The 14,574-nt window shown below is 59.3% G+C and carries 15 protein-coding genes and 3 pseudogenes; 16 read left to right on the top strand and 2 right to left on the bottom strand.

Translation table 11 applies throughout. The features are described from left to right. Positions 1-449 precede the first annotated feature (449 nt). The 8 genes and pseudogenes from NBH21_RS23890 to NBH21_RS23855 form a co-directional block, all read left to right on the top strand. Positions 450-1,082: a helix-turn-helix domain-containing protein gene (locus tag NBH21_RS23890; RefSeq protein ID WP_250913790.1), complete on the top strand. Its 633-nt coding sequence runs from the start codon at positions 450-452 to the stop codon at positions 1,080-1,082. Further along, positions 1,079-2,023 carry an EAL domain-containing protein gene (locus tag NBH21_RS23885; RefSeq protein ID WP_250913791.1) on the top strand — a complete coding sequence of 315 codons (945 nt, stop codon included), beginning with the start codon at positions 1,079-1,081 and terminating at the stop codon, positions 2,021-2,023. The genes NBH21_RS23890 and NBH21_RS23885 overlap by 4 nt, the downstream gene beginning before the upstream one ends. Then, positions 2,013-2,465, top strand: coding sequence for a hypothetical protein (locus NBH21_RS23880; protein WP_250913792.1), 453 nt, complete (start codon positions 2,013-2,015; stop codon positions 2,463-2,465). Before NBH21_RS23885 ends, NBH21_RS23880 begins: the two co-directional genes overlap by 11 nt. 618 nt (positions 2,466-3,083) lie before the next feature. Beyond that, positions 3,084-4,451, top strand: coding sequence for a YadA-like family protein (locus tag NBH21_RS23875; protein ID WP_342452024.1), 1,368 nt, complete (start codon positions 3,084-3,086; stop codon positions 4,449-4,451). 6 nt (positions 4,452-4,457) lie between these two features. Next, positions 4,458-5,045 carry an invasion associated locus B family protein gene (locus tag NBH21_RS23870; protein ID WP_250913793.1) on the top strand — a complete coding sequence of 196 codons (588 nt, stop codon included), beginning with the start codon at positions 4,458-4,460 and terminating at the stop codon, positions 5,043-5,045. 47 nt (positions 5,046-5,092) lie between these two features. Then, complete coding sequence (locus NBH21_RS23865) at positions 5,093-5,758, top strand: hypothetical protein (RefSeq protein ID WP_250913794.1); 666 nt, start codon at positions 5,093-5,095, stop codon at positions 5,756-5,758. Positions 5,759-5,843: 85 nt separating this feature from the next. After that, on the top strand, positions 5,844-6,323 hold the full coding sequence (locus tag NBH21_RS23860) for a DUF4189 domain-containing protein (RefSeq protein ID WP_250913795.1): 480 nt from the start codon (positions 5,844-5,846) through the stop codon (positions 6,321-6,323). A 154-nt stretch (positions 6,324-6,477) separates the two neighbouring features. Further along, a pseudogene (locus tag NBH21_RS23855) lies at positions 6,478-6,618 on the top strand (IS6 family transposase); the annotation flags it as partial. A gap of 146 nt (positions 6,619-6,764) precedes the next feature. Here the strand turns inward: NBH21_RS23855 and NBH21_RS23850 are convergent. Then, positions 6,765-7,357, bottom strand: a pseudogene (locus NBH21_RS23850) (transposase); the annotation flags it as partial. Between NBH21_RS23850 and NBH21_RS23845 the strand changes: the two are divergent. Continuing rightward, positions 7,354-7,708, top strand: a pseudogene (locus tag NBH21_RS23845) (tyrosine-type recombinase/integrase); the annotation flags it as partial. The pseudogenes NBH21_RS23850 and NBH21_RS23845 overlap by 4 nt on opposite strands. On the opposite strand, the gene NBH21_RS23840 reads toward NBH21_RS23845, so the two are convergent. After that, positions 7,703-8,437: a GntR family transcriptional regulator gene (locus tag NBH21_RS23840; protein WP_250913796.1), complete on the bottom strand. Its 735-nt coding sequence runs from the start codon at positions 8,435-8,437 to the stop codon at positions 7,703-7,705. The pseudogene NBH21_RS23845 and the gene NBH21_RS23840 overlap by 6 nt on opposite strands. A gap of 135 nt (positions 8,438-8,572) precedes the next feature. Between NBH21_RS23840 and NBH21_RS23835 the strand changes: the two genes are divergently transcribed. The 7 genes from NBH21_RS23835 to NBH21_RS23805 all read left to right on the top strand — a co-directional run bounded on the left by NBH21_RS23835 (position 8,573) and on the right by NBH21_RS23805 (position 14,463). Continuing rightward, positions 8,573-9,607 (top strand): ABC transporter substrate-binding protein, encoded by a 1,035-nt coding sequence (locus NBH21_RS23835; protein WP_250913797.1) that lies wholly within the window; start codon positions 8,573-8,575, stop codon positions 9,605-9,607. After that, positions 9,604-11,043 carry a dihydropyrimidinase gene (gene hydA / locus NBH21_RS23830; protein WP_250913798.1) on the top strand — a complete coding sequence of 480 codons (1,440 nt, stop codon included), beginning with the start codon at positions 9,604-9,606 and terminating at the stop codon, positions 11,041-11,043. Before NBH21_RS23835 ends, hydA begins: the two co-directional genes overlap by 4 nt. Next, complete coding sequence (locus NBH21_RS23825; protein WP_250913799.1) at positions 11,034-11,795, top strand: SDR family oxidoreductase; 762 nt, start codon at positions 11,034-11,036, stop codon at positions 11,793-11,795. Before hydA ends, NBH21_RS23825 begins: the two co-directional genes overlap by 10 nt. 41 nt (positions 11,796-11,836) lie before the next feature. Then, a complete protein-coding gene (locus NBH21_RS23820; RefSeq protein WP_250913800.1) occupies positions 11,837-12,271 on the top strand; it encodes a GlcG/HbpS family heme-binding protein in 435 nt (144 codons plus the stop codon). Beyond that, on the top strand, positions 12,268-13,092 hold the full coding sequence (locus tag NBH21_RS23815) for an ABC transporter ATP-binding protein (protein WP_250913801.1): 825 nt from the start codon (positions 12,268-12,270) through the stop codon (positions 13,090-13,092). Before NBH21_RS23820 ends, NBH21_RS23815 begins: the two co-directional genes overlap by 4 nt. A 10-nt stretch (positions 13,093-13,102) precedes the next feature. Then, the gene (locus NBH21_RS23810) at positions 13,103-13,882 is read left to right on the top strand and encodes an ABC transporter permease (RefSeq protein ID WP_250913802.1); all 780 of its coding nucleotides are present in this window, start codon (positions 13,103-13,105) and stop codon (positions 13,880-13,882) included. 95 nt (positions 13,883-13,977) lie between these two features. Then, a complete protein-coding gene (locus NBH21_RS23805) occupies positions 13,978-14,463 on the top strand; it encodes a hypothetical protein (RefSeq protein WP_250913803.1) in 486 nt (161 codons plus the stop codon). The last annotated feature ends 111 nt before the right edge of the window (positions 14,464-14,574 follow it).

Genomic DNA, 14,574 nt, shown 5'->3' with positions numbered 1-14,574 from the left:
GCCCCCGATTAAGACAGGAGCAGATTACGTCGCACATCAATGGTAGCGCAGTTCACAAGTTGGTGTTTTCGTTGAGTGTGTTTCCGCGCGGGCTGCGGACTTTCGCCGGGAGAAAAGAAGGGATCAATTTTGCCACAGGAAACCCGCTGTAAAATCATACGGTTGTCTGAAACTCTGGCGGACAGGGAGGCTGGACTAGCCGCAACCAGTTCGGGTGACGGATACTCCCGGCGGGAGCGCTGTTGCGAGCCATACGGGGCGCATCTCGAATCCTCCGGTAATCAAGAGGAAGTCGCCTCTAGTCCTGCGGTCTTCCTTCTTTTTGCTGGCGCCTTGTCCGGTTTCATCGTCGGCGCTCTCGCGCAAGGAACGTATCTTCTGGCTGTTTCCGTCCTTGTCGCATCAGTGGGCGCGGGGCTTGCCGGCTGGTGGGCGCGAGGAGGCGAATGATGGAGCGCCCTCCTCGTTTGTCCAACGAAACCAATGAACTCCAGGGTTTGGTCGATGACGGTAAACGGTTCCTTGCGGGACGAGTAGCCTTTGGTGCGCGAAAAGCTCTTCCGGGCCAGGATTTGTCGGCCCAACTGGTTCACCTCAGCATTATTGGAGCGGAAGTCTGTCTTCTGTTAGGCGAACACGCCGAGAGCGATCGCGGTGTCGTGTCGCTATGCAGCGACAACAAGCCTCATCTCGCTATCTGTGGAAGCAGCGAGGCTTCGTTGAAAGTGGAATTGGATTCCGAAACCGGTTTCTACGTTCTTCATGAAGATGGGGGGGAGGTCGACTGTGTTTTGATCACCTCCAGCGAGGAGCGCTTGCTCGACCACATCGTGGGTCATCTCTCTGGCAGTCTCGGCGATCTTGCTCCAAAAACCGTAGATGGCGCCATCGATGCTCTCGTCGGACGTTCCCTCGAAGAAGTGGAGTGGCGCCTGATCCTGAAGACCCTACGCCATTTCAGGGGCGAATTATCAAGTGCGGCTTTTTCGCTTGGCATGTCGATCGAAACTCTGCAGTCGCAGGTGAACACCCAGCTGCTGAGGCGCCTTAGCGCGGCAAAGTCCTCGGAGAAAGGCCAATGACAACGGCAGCGATCTTTTTGGGCCAATCCCGGAGCGGCGGGCCAGACGATGGGCCGGAGGCAATCCGGATCGGATTTGTCGCCGAGCTCATCGTCGATCTTGTGCATCTGGATGCGACGGATTTCTACAGTGAATGTGCTACCCGGGTACTCGTGGACGGTAAGGTGGTCCTTAAGCTAGGCGAACTCATCGGGGATCTCGAAGCCCGTGGAGATATAGTGCTACTGGACGCAGCAATGGTGCACATGGTGCTCGACGCTCAGGATGCCGACCCGCTGGCGGTCCTTGGCTGCAATATCTCTCCCGGTGCGCTGTCAGTCGAAGCGTCTTGGAGATCTATCCTGCGTATGATCGGCGCGCGTCCTCACCTCACGCGTGGGCTCACACTGGAGATCACGGAAAGCAGTCCGGTCCGCGAATTTGTCGGAGCGCCAATCCAGCTGACCGAAGTGCAGGCGCTCGGTTGTAGAATTACCGTCGACGATTTCGGGGCGGGTAACGCGACGGCCCGCCATTTCCATGACATCGATATCGATCGGGACATCGTCAACATCGATCGCAGTTGCCTCGCGGATTTGCGCAGGAGACCAGTCGACGGAGAGGGGATACTGTCCCTTGTCGTACTGCGTTCCTGTCTTGCGTATACTATCGTCGTTGAAGGGATTGAGACGAGTGAACATCCTGGCGGCAGCGCGCGCCGCAGGATTCACTGGGGGCGAGGATCCCTTTCCTCCGCACCTATCTTTGAGCGGTGGAAAAGGCTGGATGGCGATGCCGGGCTGGAACTTGTCCGTTACCTTTACATGCGCCATGCGCGGAAAAAACGACCCATGAACTGCATCGCGCGTCCGTCCGTTTCGCCTCCAATGCCAATGGTCTTTGGGAACGCGTGCGAGCCCTGCTTCCTCGCACATGGGAGAAGTTCAGCTTATGCACAATGAGTCCATTGTTGCCCTAAATCTGTCGGGCAGCACGCTGTCCCGACTCGAGCAGAAGGCATGCTCTACAGAAGCGATGTTGCGGCAGCGACTTTCCGGAAACGGTGGCTCCACAGAGGTTGATCTCATCCTTTGCCACTATCTCTATGGACTGGTAGCTGCGGCGATGTCGGAGGCTTCTCCTACGCTTCTTCTCGGGATGCTGCGCCATCTCGGGAGCCTTGTGCTGTCGAACGACGCCATCACCTCCGCCCTGTTCGCGCAGCCGCCGGGTCAGGAAACCGATCTTGGCCGGATGATCAGGCTCGCCGAGCAGGCCGGGCGGCGCGAGGGGGGAAATATTCGTTCGGCGGAATGTACAACCGCCCACGATCTGATCGAACCGGGTACGTCGCGGCATGCCGACTTACAACCGGCGAAACAGAAGGTGAGGACACGCCCATGATCGAACGTTGGTTCGTGCACCATCGCGCAAGGGCGGCGCAAGAGCCGAAGGGGCTGGATCGGTCCATTCAGGCCGGTCGCAGCCCAGGGCTTTGCGCGTCGCGGGATAGTCCCGTCGATGTTCAGGAATGTCCTCCCCCCGAAGACTGGCACCGCTGGCCCGCGCTCTTGCTATGCCCGCCCAAGATCACATCCAGTTGATGTCAACCCCTCGGCGGTAGCCCTCGTCGAGGCTTTTGGAAATCCAACGGATAGACCGCACTGGCCCAAAACAAGGGTTTCAGGGCACGGGAACCTTTATCATGAGATACGTTGCTGTCCAAGCCTTTCAACTCTCGCGCGTTTCACTTTCCGCACCTCCGCGCGAAATTGGCGATTGGCATCGGGGCGATTATGCCCAAACGGTCTTCGTCGTCTTCCGCAAGACGATCTCGCCTAGTCACATGGCTTTGCTGGGCTTTGTTGCCCCCATCAATCAGGCGAAAGCGGCCCCGACCTTGCAGGCCGGACGTCGGCCAGGTGTCGCGAATGAAGCCGGGGCGCCTGAACTCGTGCATCAACAGAGAAGTTATCCATGCCCCGTGTCGAGGCATCCACATACGAAATCGGAGGCGAATAAATGATGTACATGGAAAACACCAACAGCTGCCATTCTATAACCGACCTCCCGGCTCACAGCCATGCACGACGTCGGCGGATCAGTGCCGCGCTACCTTTGGCGCACATGGCGGTGAAACGCATGAGCAGCGGTATGCTCGGTATTGGTGGCGTGCTCGCCGTAAGCCTTGGTTTTGCCCTTCCGGCGCTGGCCGATTCGGCGAACACCCCCGGCGCGTTCTGCTCTCGGCCCGGTTTTGGCGGCACTGGTAGCTGGACCTGCACTGTGCCGACCACCGGTGGCGGGTTTGCTATCGTGAGCAATGTTCCGAGCGATGCAGTCGGTGGGGTTGATGGGGCCTATGTTGACGCGTGGAAGGCTACCAACATGGGAATAGATACCGTTGCTCTTGGAACGACGACAACCTCTTCGACGGGCGAGAATGCGATCGCGGTCGGCGGTGGGGCCACAGCAAGCGCTCCCTCTGCAACGGCCATCGGCACTCAGGCGCTTGCGAGTGGTAACGCTTCCATCGCCATGGGTCAGCAAGCTAACGCTACTGGCAGCGGCGCCATCGCCCTCGGTCAGGGAGCTGCAGCTAGCAATGCGGGCGATGTCGCATTGGGTTCTGGCTCGGCCACGCAAACAGTCGTCAACACCGCCGGCACGACCATCAATGGCCATGATTATGTCTTTGCCGGGGCGACAGCCACCAGCACGGTGAGCGTGGGTGACGTAGGCGCAGAGCGCACGGTAACCAATGTTGGGGCTGGACGGATTACGGCCAGCTCGACTGATGCTATCAATGGCAGTCAGCTTTTTGCGACCAATCAATCCATTGACAACTTGGCCACTGAGATCGGAGAAGTCGCGGAGGGGGCTGTCCTCTACGACACCAACGCCGACGGCACCCGAGCGAACAGCGTCACCCTGATAGGCGGTGATCCAAGCGCGCCAGTGCTGATTTCCAACGTTGCCGCAGGCGTTGCCGATACGGATGCCGTGAATGTCGGACAGCTCAACGAGGGTCTGTCGGACACCCTGACCGCTGCCAATACCTACACAGACCAGGTTGCCGTAACCACGCTCAACGAGGCCAACAACTATACCGACTATAAGTTCGATCAATTGAACCAGGACATTGGCGCTATCCGTTCCGAAGCCCGGCAAGCCGCGGCAATCGGTCTGGCCGCAGCGTCGCTGCGCTATGACGACCGGCCCGGTAAGCTCAGCGCAGCCGTCGGCGGCGGTATCTGGAGAGGTGAAGGGGCACTGGCGTTCGGAGCAGGCTACACCAGTGAAGACGGACGTCTGCGCACCAATTTATCCGCGACCACGGCTGGCGGTCATTGGGGCGCCGGTGCAGGCCTCAGCTACACTTTCAACTGAGGCAACATGATCAGGAACGCCATCAGAACCCCTCAGCCCCTATCGCTGGTGATGGTCTTCCTGTGCCTGACCGGAGGCCCGCCGGCCGCCGGTCAGGACCTTCTGTCGCATGGATACCGGCTCAAACCTTCGGAGGTTGCCGTACCTTCAGATGTACCTGTTGGTGAATATAGGCGGATCATCCGACCGTTCGAGAACTGGACATTGATCTGTGACGAGAACCTGAAGTCTCGTCAGATGGTCTGCAACATCAGCCAGATCATCGAGGATACCTCTGGGAATTTGGTCTTCAGCTGGTCGCTTGCCGCGACAGAAGGCGGTAAGCCCTTCATGATCATGCGCGTCCCACCGTCGGTCGGAAGCGCTGGCAAGATCACTTTGGCGTTCCGCGAGAAACGGACTGCGGTAGATGTCGTCCTGGAGGGCTGTAGCGAGGCTGTTTGCGTCGGTATGGTCCCGGTCGGTCCGATCTTGCGCGAGCAGATCGCCAAGCAGGCAACGCCGACTGTCACCTATACAATGAAAGATGGACAGAAGATCACGGTCGCGGCGCCACTCGCGGGCCTCGCTACGGCTCTTAAAGCTATCAAGTGAACGAGGAGCAAGAAGCAATGAGCCAGCTATCCATTTACGAGAGGATCATGAACGAAAACAAGGGGACGGCTGGCTCACGACGCTCCGATGAACCACGAACCGAAGCACCGTCCGGGCGCGGCCTGAGAATGTGGATCGTGATTGTCGCACTTCTAGTTTTGGCGCTCGTGTCGGGTGCGGCTGTCGCATTCCTAAAATATCCTAGCCCCTTCTTAACCTTAGGAGGTCGCGCCCAGGTGACGCCAGTTGCGACAACGCTGGAACCGTCTCTTCCCGATTCACCGTTCCTGGCCCATGCGAAACAGGCCGGGCTCGAGGCTTGCTCCACAGTCTTCCCGGTTCTCGGCCAGCTGCTGACGGACGGGGCAGAATTTATCGTTCAAAGTGAGTGGAACGAGAAGGAACCGGACCGGCATCCGGTGCAGGCGCTGGTGGGCCTCGACTATAGTTCGGGTCAGTACACCGGAGCAGCCGCAGGACTGGTATTCGCGGCCCCGAACGGTGCCTCCTGTGAAGGAGCCATGGTCCGCGTCGCGCCTTTTGCAACATCCTGCGACAACGTTCTGGAGAAATTGCCGAAAGGCAGCACGCTTACCCGCAACCTAGGCAAGAGTTCGGTCTACACACTCGCCGACAATGGCGGGCAAGCCTTGCTTCTGCCAACAGGGACCAACTGCATCGTTGTGTCCGTCGCTCGGGCCGGCGCGCCATGATGGCCGCGCCGTTCGGTGGCCGCAGCTTCAAATTCGGCCAGAACCGTGAAGATCCAGCTTTCGTTCATCATAAGGAGCCTCCTCAATGAAAAAAAGAACTGCATTCCTCAACCTCTGGCTGGTGTGTGTCTGCACAGGCGCTGCCTTTGCCGCTGACTTGTCAGAAAGTTATGGCGTTGTTCCAGCGCCACCTGTCGTGGGCGAGCGTGGGATCTGGGGTGCTATTGCCTATTCGCAGTCTGATGACAAGCACGGCTTTTTCTGGGGTGCCGACAAGCGCGACGAGGCCGAGGAGATCGCCCAGAAGCATTGCCAGCGCGCGGGCGGAATTGATTGCAATATCGTCACCGTGTTCAGAAACCATCGCCATTGGGACGATGATGACAGAAGCGAATTTCCCTATAATCATTGCGCAGCCTTGGCTGTTGGCGAGACCGGCGGCGCCGGCGACCCTGCTTGGGGTGCGAAATCTGCAGCAACCAGACGTGAAGCAGAGGCTTTGTCCATTGGCGTATGCGAGGCGTCGGGATCTCGATGCAGCATTCGGGAGTGGGTCTGCACATGAGTCGTGAAGGCGCCGCATTGGGGCAAGGTTCATCCCCCTATTGCAGGCGTGGAGAATTCGAGAAGCAACTCGCGTGCCTCAGCCCAGTCTCGCGTTCTGGCCGGCGATGTCACGGTCACATGTTGTGAGGAGCGGCTGCGATAGACGCCCGCGGATGAATATTTCGCCCGTCAGCGACAAGCGCCATCGCTTCCCACCCCAGCTCATCGCCCATGCGGTCTGGCTCTATTTTCGGTTTCCGCTGAGCCTGCGCCTTGTTGAGGCGTTGTTGCTGGAGCGCGGCATTGCGCAATCCGCTGCTGGAGAAAGAAGTTCGGCCCGGATTATGGGCGTTGCCCTTGCCGCAAGATGGCCGGCGGGAACGACGTGTGGCCTCTGGACGAGTTCGTCTGTCAATCGGCGCGGAATGTTGGCTCTGACGCAATCTTGGTGGTCAGAGGGCTATCCGACGCCGATGACGCGGGCCTGAAGGAGGTCGATTTTCCTCGGCCGTACATCTGGCGTTTTACAAGCTTGAGCTTGGTGATCTGCCCCTCTGTCCGTCCATTTGACCACGGCGAACTAATCGCGGCACTTACGGCCGCCCGGTCTTTGGCGACACCATTGGCGAAGGCAGCGACTAAGCTTGATCGGGCGCGTTCCAACCACGGTTCGAGATCGGCGAGAGATTTCTTCCGGATCATGGCCTGGAAAGAGGCAACGACTTCCCGCGCTTCGACGAGTTGTGGCACTTCGCCTTCAATCGCGGCAACCGTAACGGTCTGAGACTTGGAGAGATCGTTGCGCCCGATGGTCATGAGGCGTGCGACAGTCCGTGCCGACGGAGTACGGCTCAAGGCATCGCAGTTCATCTTTTCAGCCATTCGCCGACGCGCAGCCCACTCAGTTACGACGCGAAGGCAACCATGGAATCCCTGGCGCGTTAACTCTCGCCACAACTGTGTGCCATTGCGGTGTCCGGCGCTCCACTGTGCATCGAGCCATGGCAGATAAACTTCAAGCGAGTTCTCCCGCACACGGAACACGTCGGATCGTCGCGGTGGAGACCTGGCTCAAGCTAACGCGCATAGCGCACGACCTCCTCTTCCGGCGAATCACCTGCCAAGGCAAGAATGTCGGACCAGATCGATTGCACGATCAGGAAGTAGCCCGGCTCGTCAAACGTTGTGTGCTGGCGGCTGGTGTGCGCGGAGATCTGCCGGAAGGGCAACGCGGCATGGTGTTTGCCGATCACTCGCTACGTGCCCGGCCTTGCCTCGTCGGCCCAGGTCGACCAACACCACGTCCAGAAGCAAATCGGCCATGCCTCAGCCGAAATGACCCGCCGCTACCTGCGCCGACGCGATCGTTTTCGGGTGAATCTAACGAAAGCTGCAGGTCTATAAAGCCGCCTGCCCTCTGCCGAAGACACCCAGCATGTCGAAGGCGACCGGCCTTCGTCGATCGAGCGCCAGCGCTTCCTGCAGTTCCATGATGTGTTCGCGCATGAGCTTCACGGCATTGTTCACGTCGCCATTCGTGCAGTGACGGATGAGATCGTCATGATGATCGTGCCAGCCGGCCAAGCCGATCTGGTTGTCGAACAGGTTGACGATGAGACTGGTGCGGGCGACGAGAAGACGAACCTGTTCGGCGAGAATACGATTCCCCGACAACTCGGCCATGAGGACATGAAACCCGCCAGACAGGTGTATCGCTTCACGCATGTGGCCCTGTTCCCGCAACTTGTTTTCCTGATCGATGTTCTCCTGCAGGCGAGCAATCGCAACAGGATCGGCAGCACGAGCGACCGCCTCGGTCGTCCCTGCCTCGATGGCGACACGGGCGGCGAACACCTCTCTCGCTTCGTCCGCGTCCGGCGCCGCGACAAAGGCGCCGCGCTTGGGAAAGAAGACGACCAGCTTTTCCCAAGTGAGACGCTGCAAGGCGATCGCCACTGTACGCCGACCGACACCGAACGCCTCGACGAGTGCCATCTCCGTCAACTTTGTACCGGGCAGCAGTCGCTGGTCCACGATCGCCGAGAAGAGGTGATCATAGGCGTCATCCGCATCCTCGACCTTCGGGCGGTTGCGGTCATTCATAACCCCTACGAGGCGTTTTTCCTGCTTCATTGTTATTCGCTCTGTTTATTCAACGCTCACGTAATTGTGCACAATTTATAGCGCAGCATTGTTTTTATTCAAGTTCACAAAGTGGCACACGGTTTGCTCATCTATCTCCAGCGAAATCAAGCAATGGGGAACACGATGACGATCTTGAACATGAACCGGCGTTCATTCATTTCCGCCGCTATCACCACGCCTTTTATCTTGAAGGCAGGCGTATCGAGGGCCGCGGCGGCGATTAAATTTTCGCTCGCCGCGCCATTCGACGGCTCCAATGCGGCCTTTTTCCTCGCCCAGCAGAACGGTTGGTACAAGGATGCCGGTCTTGAGTGCCAGTTCGATGCTGGCGGCGGCTCTGGCGAGGCCGTATCGCGCGTCGGCTCCGGCGTTTATGATGCCGGTATCGCCGACATCAATTCCATGGCGGAATTCAACGCTAAGAATGCTGGCGCGACCATTCGCATGGTCTACATGGTCTACTTCCGCAGCCCGCTTTGCGTCGGTACGCTTGCCAAATCCGGTATTGCGAAACCTGGCGATCTAGTCGGAAAGACAATCGGCGCTGCCGCGCCTGACGGGGCCTACCGGCTGTTCTCCACCTATGCCAAGGCAGCGGAAATCGATCCAGCGACCGTCAAATGGAATATGGTTGGCCTGCAATTGCGCGAGGCTGTGCTCGCGGGAGGCGATGCCGACGCCATCCTGGGCTTCGATTCCACGATATATTTCGGGCTAATCAAAGCTGGTATAAAGCCTGACGACATCAGGTTCCTCTACTATGCCGATGCCGGCCTCGATCTCTATGGCAACGGCATTATCCTGTCGGAAAAGTTTAGGAACCAGAGCCCGGAGGCAGCCAAGGCCTTTGTCGACGTCAGCGCTCGCGCGTGGCAGGCGGCGGCGGTAGATCCCAAGGCCGCCATTGCCGCGCTGAAGGCACACGCGCCTCTGATCAACGCAGATCTCGAAGAACAGAAGCTCCTCTGGCTCATCAAGAACCAGATGACCACGGAAGAATCTAGGGCGAATGGTCTCGGGGCAATTGACGAGGGCAAACTAGTCAAGAGCATGAAGGCTGTCGCGGCTGGTTTCGGGTTGCCCTCCGTCCCGAGGCCGGAAGATGTCTTCGATCCTTCCTTTCTCCCCTCCGCCGAGGTCAGGAAGCTGCCGGCATGACATTCGATCTTGTGATCCGTGGTGGAACCGTCGCAACGGCTTCCGACGTCTTCAAAGCGGATATCGGAGTCCGGGGCGAGCATATCGTTTCCATCGCGGATCGACTTGTCGATGGCCACCATGTCATCGATGCTACGAGCAAGCTCATCCTTCCCGGCGGCATCGATGCCCATTGCCATCTCGATCAGCCGCAGGCGCCTGGCCTTGCCTCCAAAGGCGCGCGGATGGCAGACGGTTTCCGCTCGGGCAGCATCAGCGCCGCCTTCGGCGGGACGACGACCATCGTGCCCTTCTGTGTCCAGCACAAAGGGCAATCTCTGACGGCCGCGGTCTCGGATTACCACGAGCGTGCCGCAGGTCAGACTGTCGGCGACTATGCCTTCCATCTGATCGTCAGCGATCCCACGCCCGCAGTTCTCGGGCAGGAACTGCCCGCATTGATCCGGCGCGGGCACACCAGCCTCAAGGTCTACATGACCTATGAGGCAATGCAGCTCAGCGACCGCCAGATCCTCGACGTGTTCGAAACGGCCCGGCAGGAAAAGGCCATCATGCTGATCCATGCCGAAAACCACGAAATCATCGGGTGGCTCGCCGACCGCCTTGAGCGGGCCGGCCGCATGAAGCCGGTCGCCCATGCGCATTCCCGTCCGTTACCGGTCGAGCGAGAGGCGACGCACAGGGCCGTGACACTAGCGGAAATCGCCGGCGTGCCGCTTGTCATCGTCCACGTCAGCGGCGGAGATCCCCTGGAGGAAATCCGCCGTGCACGGGCACGAGGCCATGTTGTCATCGCGGAAACCTGCCCACAATATCTCATGCTCACCGAACAGGATCTCGACATGCCCGACATGCTAGGCGCGAAGGCGATGTGTAGCCCCCCTCCCCGCGACACGCGGGCACAGGCTGCGCTCTGGCAGGGAATTGAAGATGGCACGATCGACATCTTCAACTCGGATCATGCTCCCTACTGCTTCGACAGCGAAGGCAAGCTCAAGGCAGGCCCTGAGCCTTCCTTCCGGGCAATCGCCAATGGCATACCCGGTCTGGAAACGCGTCTGCCGATCCTGTTCAGTGAGGGGGTAGTCAAGGGACGCATTGATCTGTCCCGTTTCGTCGCCCTGACGGCAACCAACAACGCGAAACTTTACGGACTGCACCCTCGCAAGGGGACAATTGCCATCGGTGCCGACGCGGACCTGGTCCTGTGGGATCCGGAGCGGCGAATGACCATCAGCAACGATATTCTCCACCACAATGTCGACTATACACCCTTCGAAGGGCTTGAGGTGCAGGGCTGGCCTGAAACCGTGATCAGCCGCGGTGAGATCATCATCGACAAGGGAGAACTGAAGGGCAAGCCTGGAAGGGGACGCTTCATGACGCAGGAGATATCTTCTGCGTGGAAAACAAGGGAGATCAAGGCATGGACCTGAAGATCAAGGGCAAGCGTGCGCTGGTGCTGGGAGGGAATCGCGGCATGGGGCTGGCGATCGCCAGGACACTGGTCGAAGAAGGCGCCGACGTCACCATCGCGGCACGCGACGAAAAGGTTCTGGCTGTCGCAGCGACAGAATTGGGCGGCGCGCGCTTCTTTCGCCTCGACCTGGATGATACCCATTCCTTCGACGCTTTCGCCGAAGCCGTCGGCGATATTGATATTCTCGTTAACAACACAGGCGGACCGCCCTATGGCAGCGCGTTTGCGCGCAACCCTTCCGACTGGGAGGAGAGTTTCAGAGCGATGTCCCTCTCAGTCATTCGACTGACTGACCTCTTCCTGCCCTCGATGCGCCGCAACGGCTGGGGGCGGATCATCACGATCGTCAGCACCGGAGCAGTTCAACCCATTCCGGTCCTCGGCATATCGAATACCTTGCGCGCCGGGCTGATCGCCTGGTCCAAATCTCTGGCACCCGAAGTGGCTGCGGACGGGGTAACGGTCAATGTTTTAATGCCCGGACGCGTCGCGACGGAGCGGGTGCAAATGACGGACGAAGCGACGGCCGCCCGGGAGAAGATCGATGTGGAAACCGTCAGGCAGCGTTCCTTTTCCCATATCCCGATGGGCAGATATGCCGAACCGGAAGAGGTCGCTGCAGTCGCCGCCTTCCTGTGCAGCGGACCTGCGTCCTACGTCACCGGAAGCGTCTATCGGGTCGATGGCGGCTACGTCCGACATGTCTGACCGCCACGATGCCGATAACCGATCCTTGGAGGTTCCCAACCATGACTGCTCTTCGCCCCGCCATTAAACTGACCCACGAAGGCGCCCTGTTCCTCCTGAGCGCAGCGATGACCGCCGCAAAGGAACTGGCAGTGCCGCAATGCATCGCCATCGTCGACGAAGGCTGCAATCTTATGGCTTTCGTCCGCATGGATGGTTCCCGCGTCCTCTCCATAGAAAGCGCCACCCGCAAGGCCATGACGGCCGCGACCACCGGCCAGCCTACGGGAAACATCTCCCCTGACAAGGCCATCGCGCTTGCGGAAGCCACCGATGGACGCATGACCAATCTGCTTGGAGGACTGCCTTTGCTCGTGAACGGCCAGATCGTCGGCGGGATCGGCATTGGCTCCGGAACGGGAGAACAGGACCTGGAGATTGCCAGAGTGGCGGTCGCCGCATTCGAAGCCCACATTGGCGAAGGGAGTGCACAATGACAGCGTCCGCCCTCCCACTTTCCCCATCATCCACGCGCATCGCCCAACTCGAAGACGTACAGGTTCGTTTCGGCAAGGGAAAGGATACTTTCCTGGCGCTCGACCGGACGAATCTCACCGTCTATCCGGGCGATTTCGTCGCGATGGTCGGTCCTTCCGGCTGCGGCAAGTCCACGATCCTGAAGCTCGTCGCCGGTCTGCTGCGCCCAACCGAAGGCAACATTTTCGTCGCCGGACGGGAAGTAGGGGCGGAACAGATCGGTATCGGCATGGCCTTTCAGAACCCGACCATGCTGCCCTGGCTGACGATACGCGAGAACGTCATGCTGCCGCTGAAGATTGTAAAGCCCTATGCCGACACGTTTCAGCGGGACAGACACAGCCTTTTTCGTGATCGGGCGGAAGCCCTGCTTTCCAAAGTCGGGCTCGCAGGCTTCGGAGACAGGCGACCATGGGAGCTATCGGGCGGCATGCTGCAGCGGGCCAATCTCTGCCGCGCCCTGATTCATTCACCCAAGCTTCTGATGCTGGACGAACCCTTCGGTGCGCTGGACCAGTTCACCCGCGAAGAACTCTGGTCGATTTTTCAGGATCTCTGGATGGACACCAAGCCAACCGTGTTCCTGGTAACCCACGACCTCCGGGAAGCAACCTTTCTGGCAAGCCGCATTCTGGTGATGAGCGCCCGGCCCGGCCGCGTCACCGAAGACAGGACTGTCGGGTTCACCCGGCCGCGAACTCTCGAAACGACCTTCGAGCCGGAATTCGCGGAACTCACGAACGATCTTCGGCGAATGATCGTCGAAGCCCGGAAGGTTTAGGAGGCCCGCGATGACGTTGTCACAGCGCACGATCGACCATCTCAAGTCCATTGCGTTCATCCTGCTTCTGTTCCTTGCCTGGGAGGTGGCCTGCATCGTCTTTGCCGTCAGCCCCATTGTTCTGCCCCGCCCGAGTGCGATCGTCTCCACGCTGATCCTGCAGATGCCGGCCCTCTGGCCGCATATCCTGCAAACGCTCGTTACGACAATGATCGGCTTTATCGCCGGCATGGTCATCGGAGTGGCGCTCGGTGCGATCGTCGGTGTGTCCCGGACAGCGTATAACGTCGCCTATCCTCTCCTCGTGGGCTTCTCGTCGGTCCCCAAGGTCGCCGTCGTGCCGATCTTCGTCCTCTGGTTCGGCTCGGGCACGGTTCCCGCAATCCTGACGGCATTGACCACATGCATCTTCCCGATCGTCGTGAACGTGGCAACTGGGCTGGCGACCACCGAACCGGAGATGGAGGATGTGCTGAAAGCCCTCGGCGCCAACCGGTCCCAGGTCTTCTGGAACGTCAGCCTGCCACGGACGATGCCGTATTTTTTCGCCTCGTTGAAAGTTGCCGTAACCCTTGCTTTCGTTGGCACGGTTCTGTCGGAAACAGTCGCCGCTAATCGCGGTATCGGAACCGTCATGATGATGGCGACAGCAAGCTTCGACGTGCCGCTCGCCTTTGCCGGTCTCTTCGCGCTCGCTCTTCTCGGCATTCTCCTCTACGCGGTCTTCGCGATCATCGAGCAGCGTGTCTGCGGCTGGGCCAACCGCAAGCAGGAATTCGCCATGGGCTGATGCTCAGGCGGATGTCGTCTTCTCCGTCAACGTGGCGGCCAGCGCCTCCGCGAAGGGAGACGTTTGTCTTCAACTCGAACCGCATGAGGTTTAAAATGGCATTGAACCCCGCAGATGGCTATCCGCATACACCGGAACACTACGCCGAATTCGCCGGCAATCAGGAGCGGCAGTCGTTCCAGTTTGTCAAGGACATCGACGCGGCGATGCGCGCCAATTACGCCGTCAATATCGTGAATATCGGCCAGAATATCTATCCGCTGCTCTACGTCGAATCGACGTTCGACGGAGGGCGCTACACGCTTCTGACCGACGCCAAGACTCGCTACGTTCATCAGAACGTCGGACAGATTTACGATGTGACGAAAGCAATCTCGCATATCCCGCTTGGGATATTCCCAATCCTCTCGGGCTATGGCGAATATCCCTCGTTTGGTCAATGGCTCCAGCCCCTGAAGGCCTATCGCGACCAGATCATAAAGGTCAGAGACACCAAAAACGATATCTCGGGCATGACGCTTGAGGACAAGATTACGACCGATGCGATGCTCGTCGAAACCCTGACGGTGGCGTCGCCTTAATCGAGCACAGCACGCGATCATTGCTTCGGCGTGAATTTCACGCTTTGATCGACAAGGCGATCTCACGCCAGTTGGTGTTGGCGTGGGCGCGGAGTTGGCGATGATCAGCGG

This window comes from Ciceribacter sichuanensis, from assembly GCF_024055605.1.
Lineage (GTDB): Bacteria > Pseudomonadota > Alphaproteobacteria > Rhizobiales > Rhizobiaceae > Allorhizobium > Allorhizobium sichuanense.
Note: the sequence above shows the minus strand (reverse complement) of the source record. Positions and strands in the feature narration are given on the sequence as shown.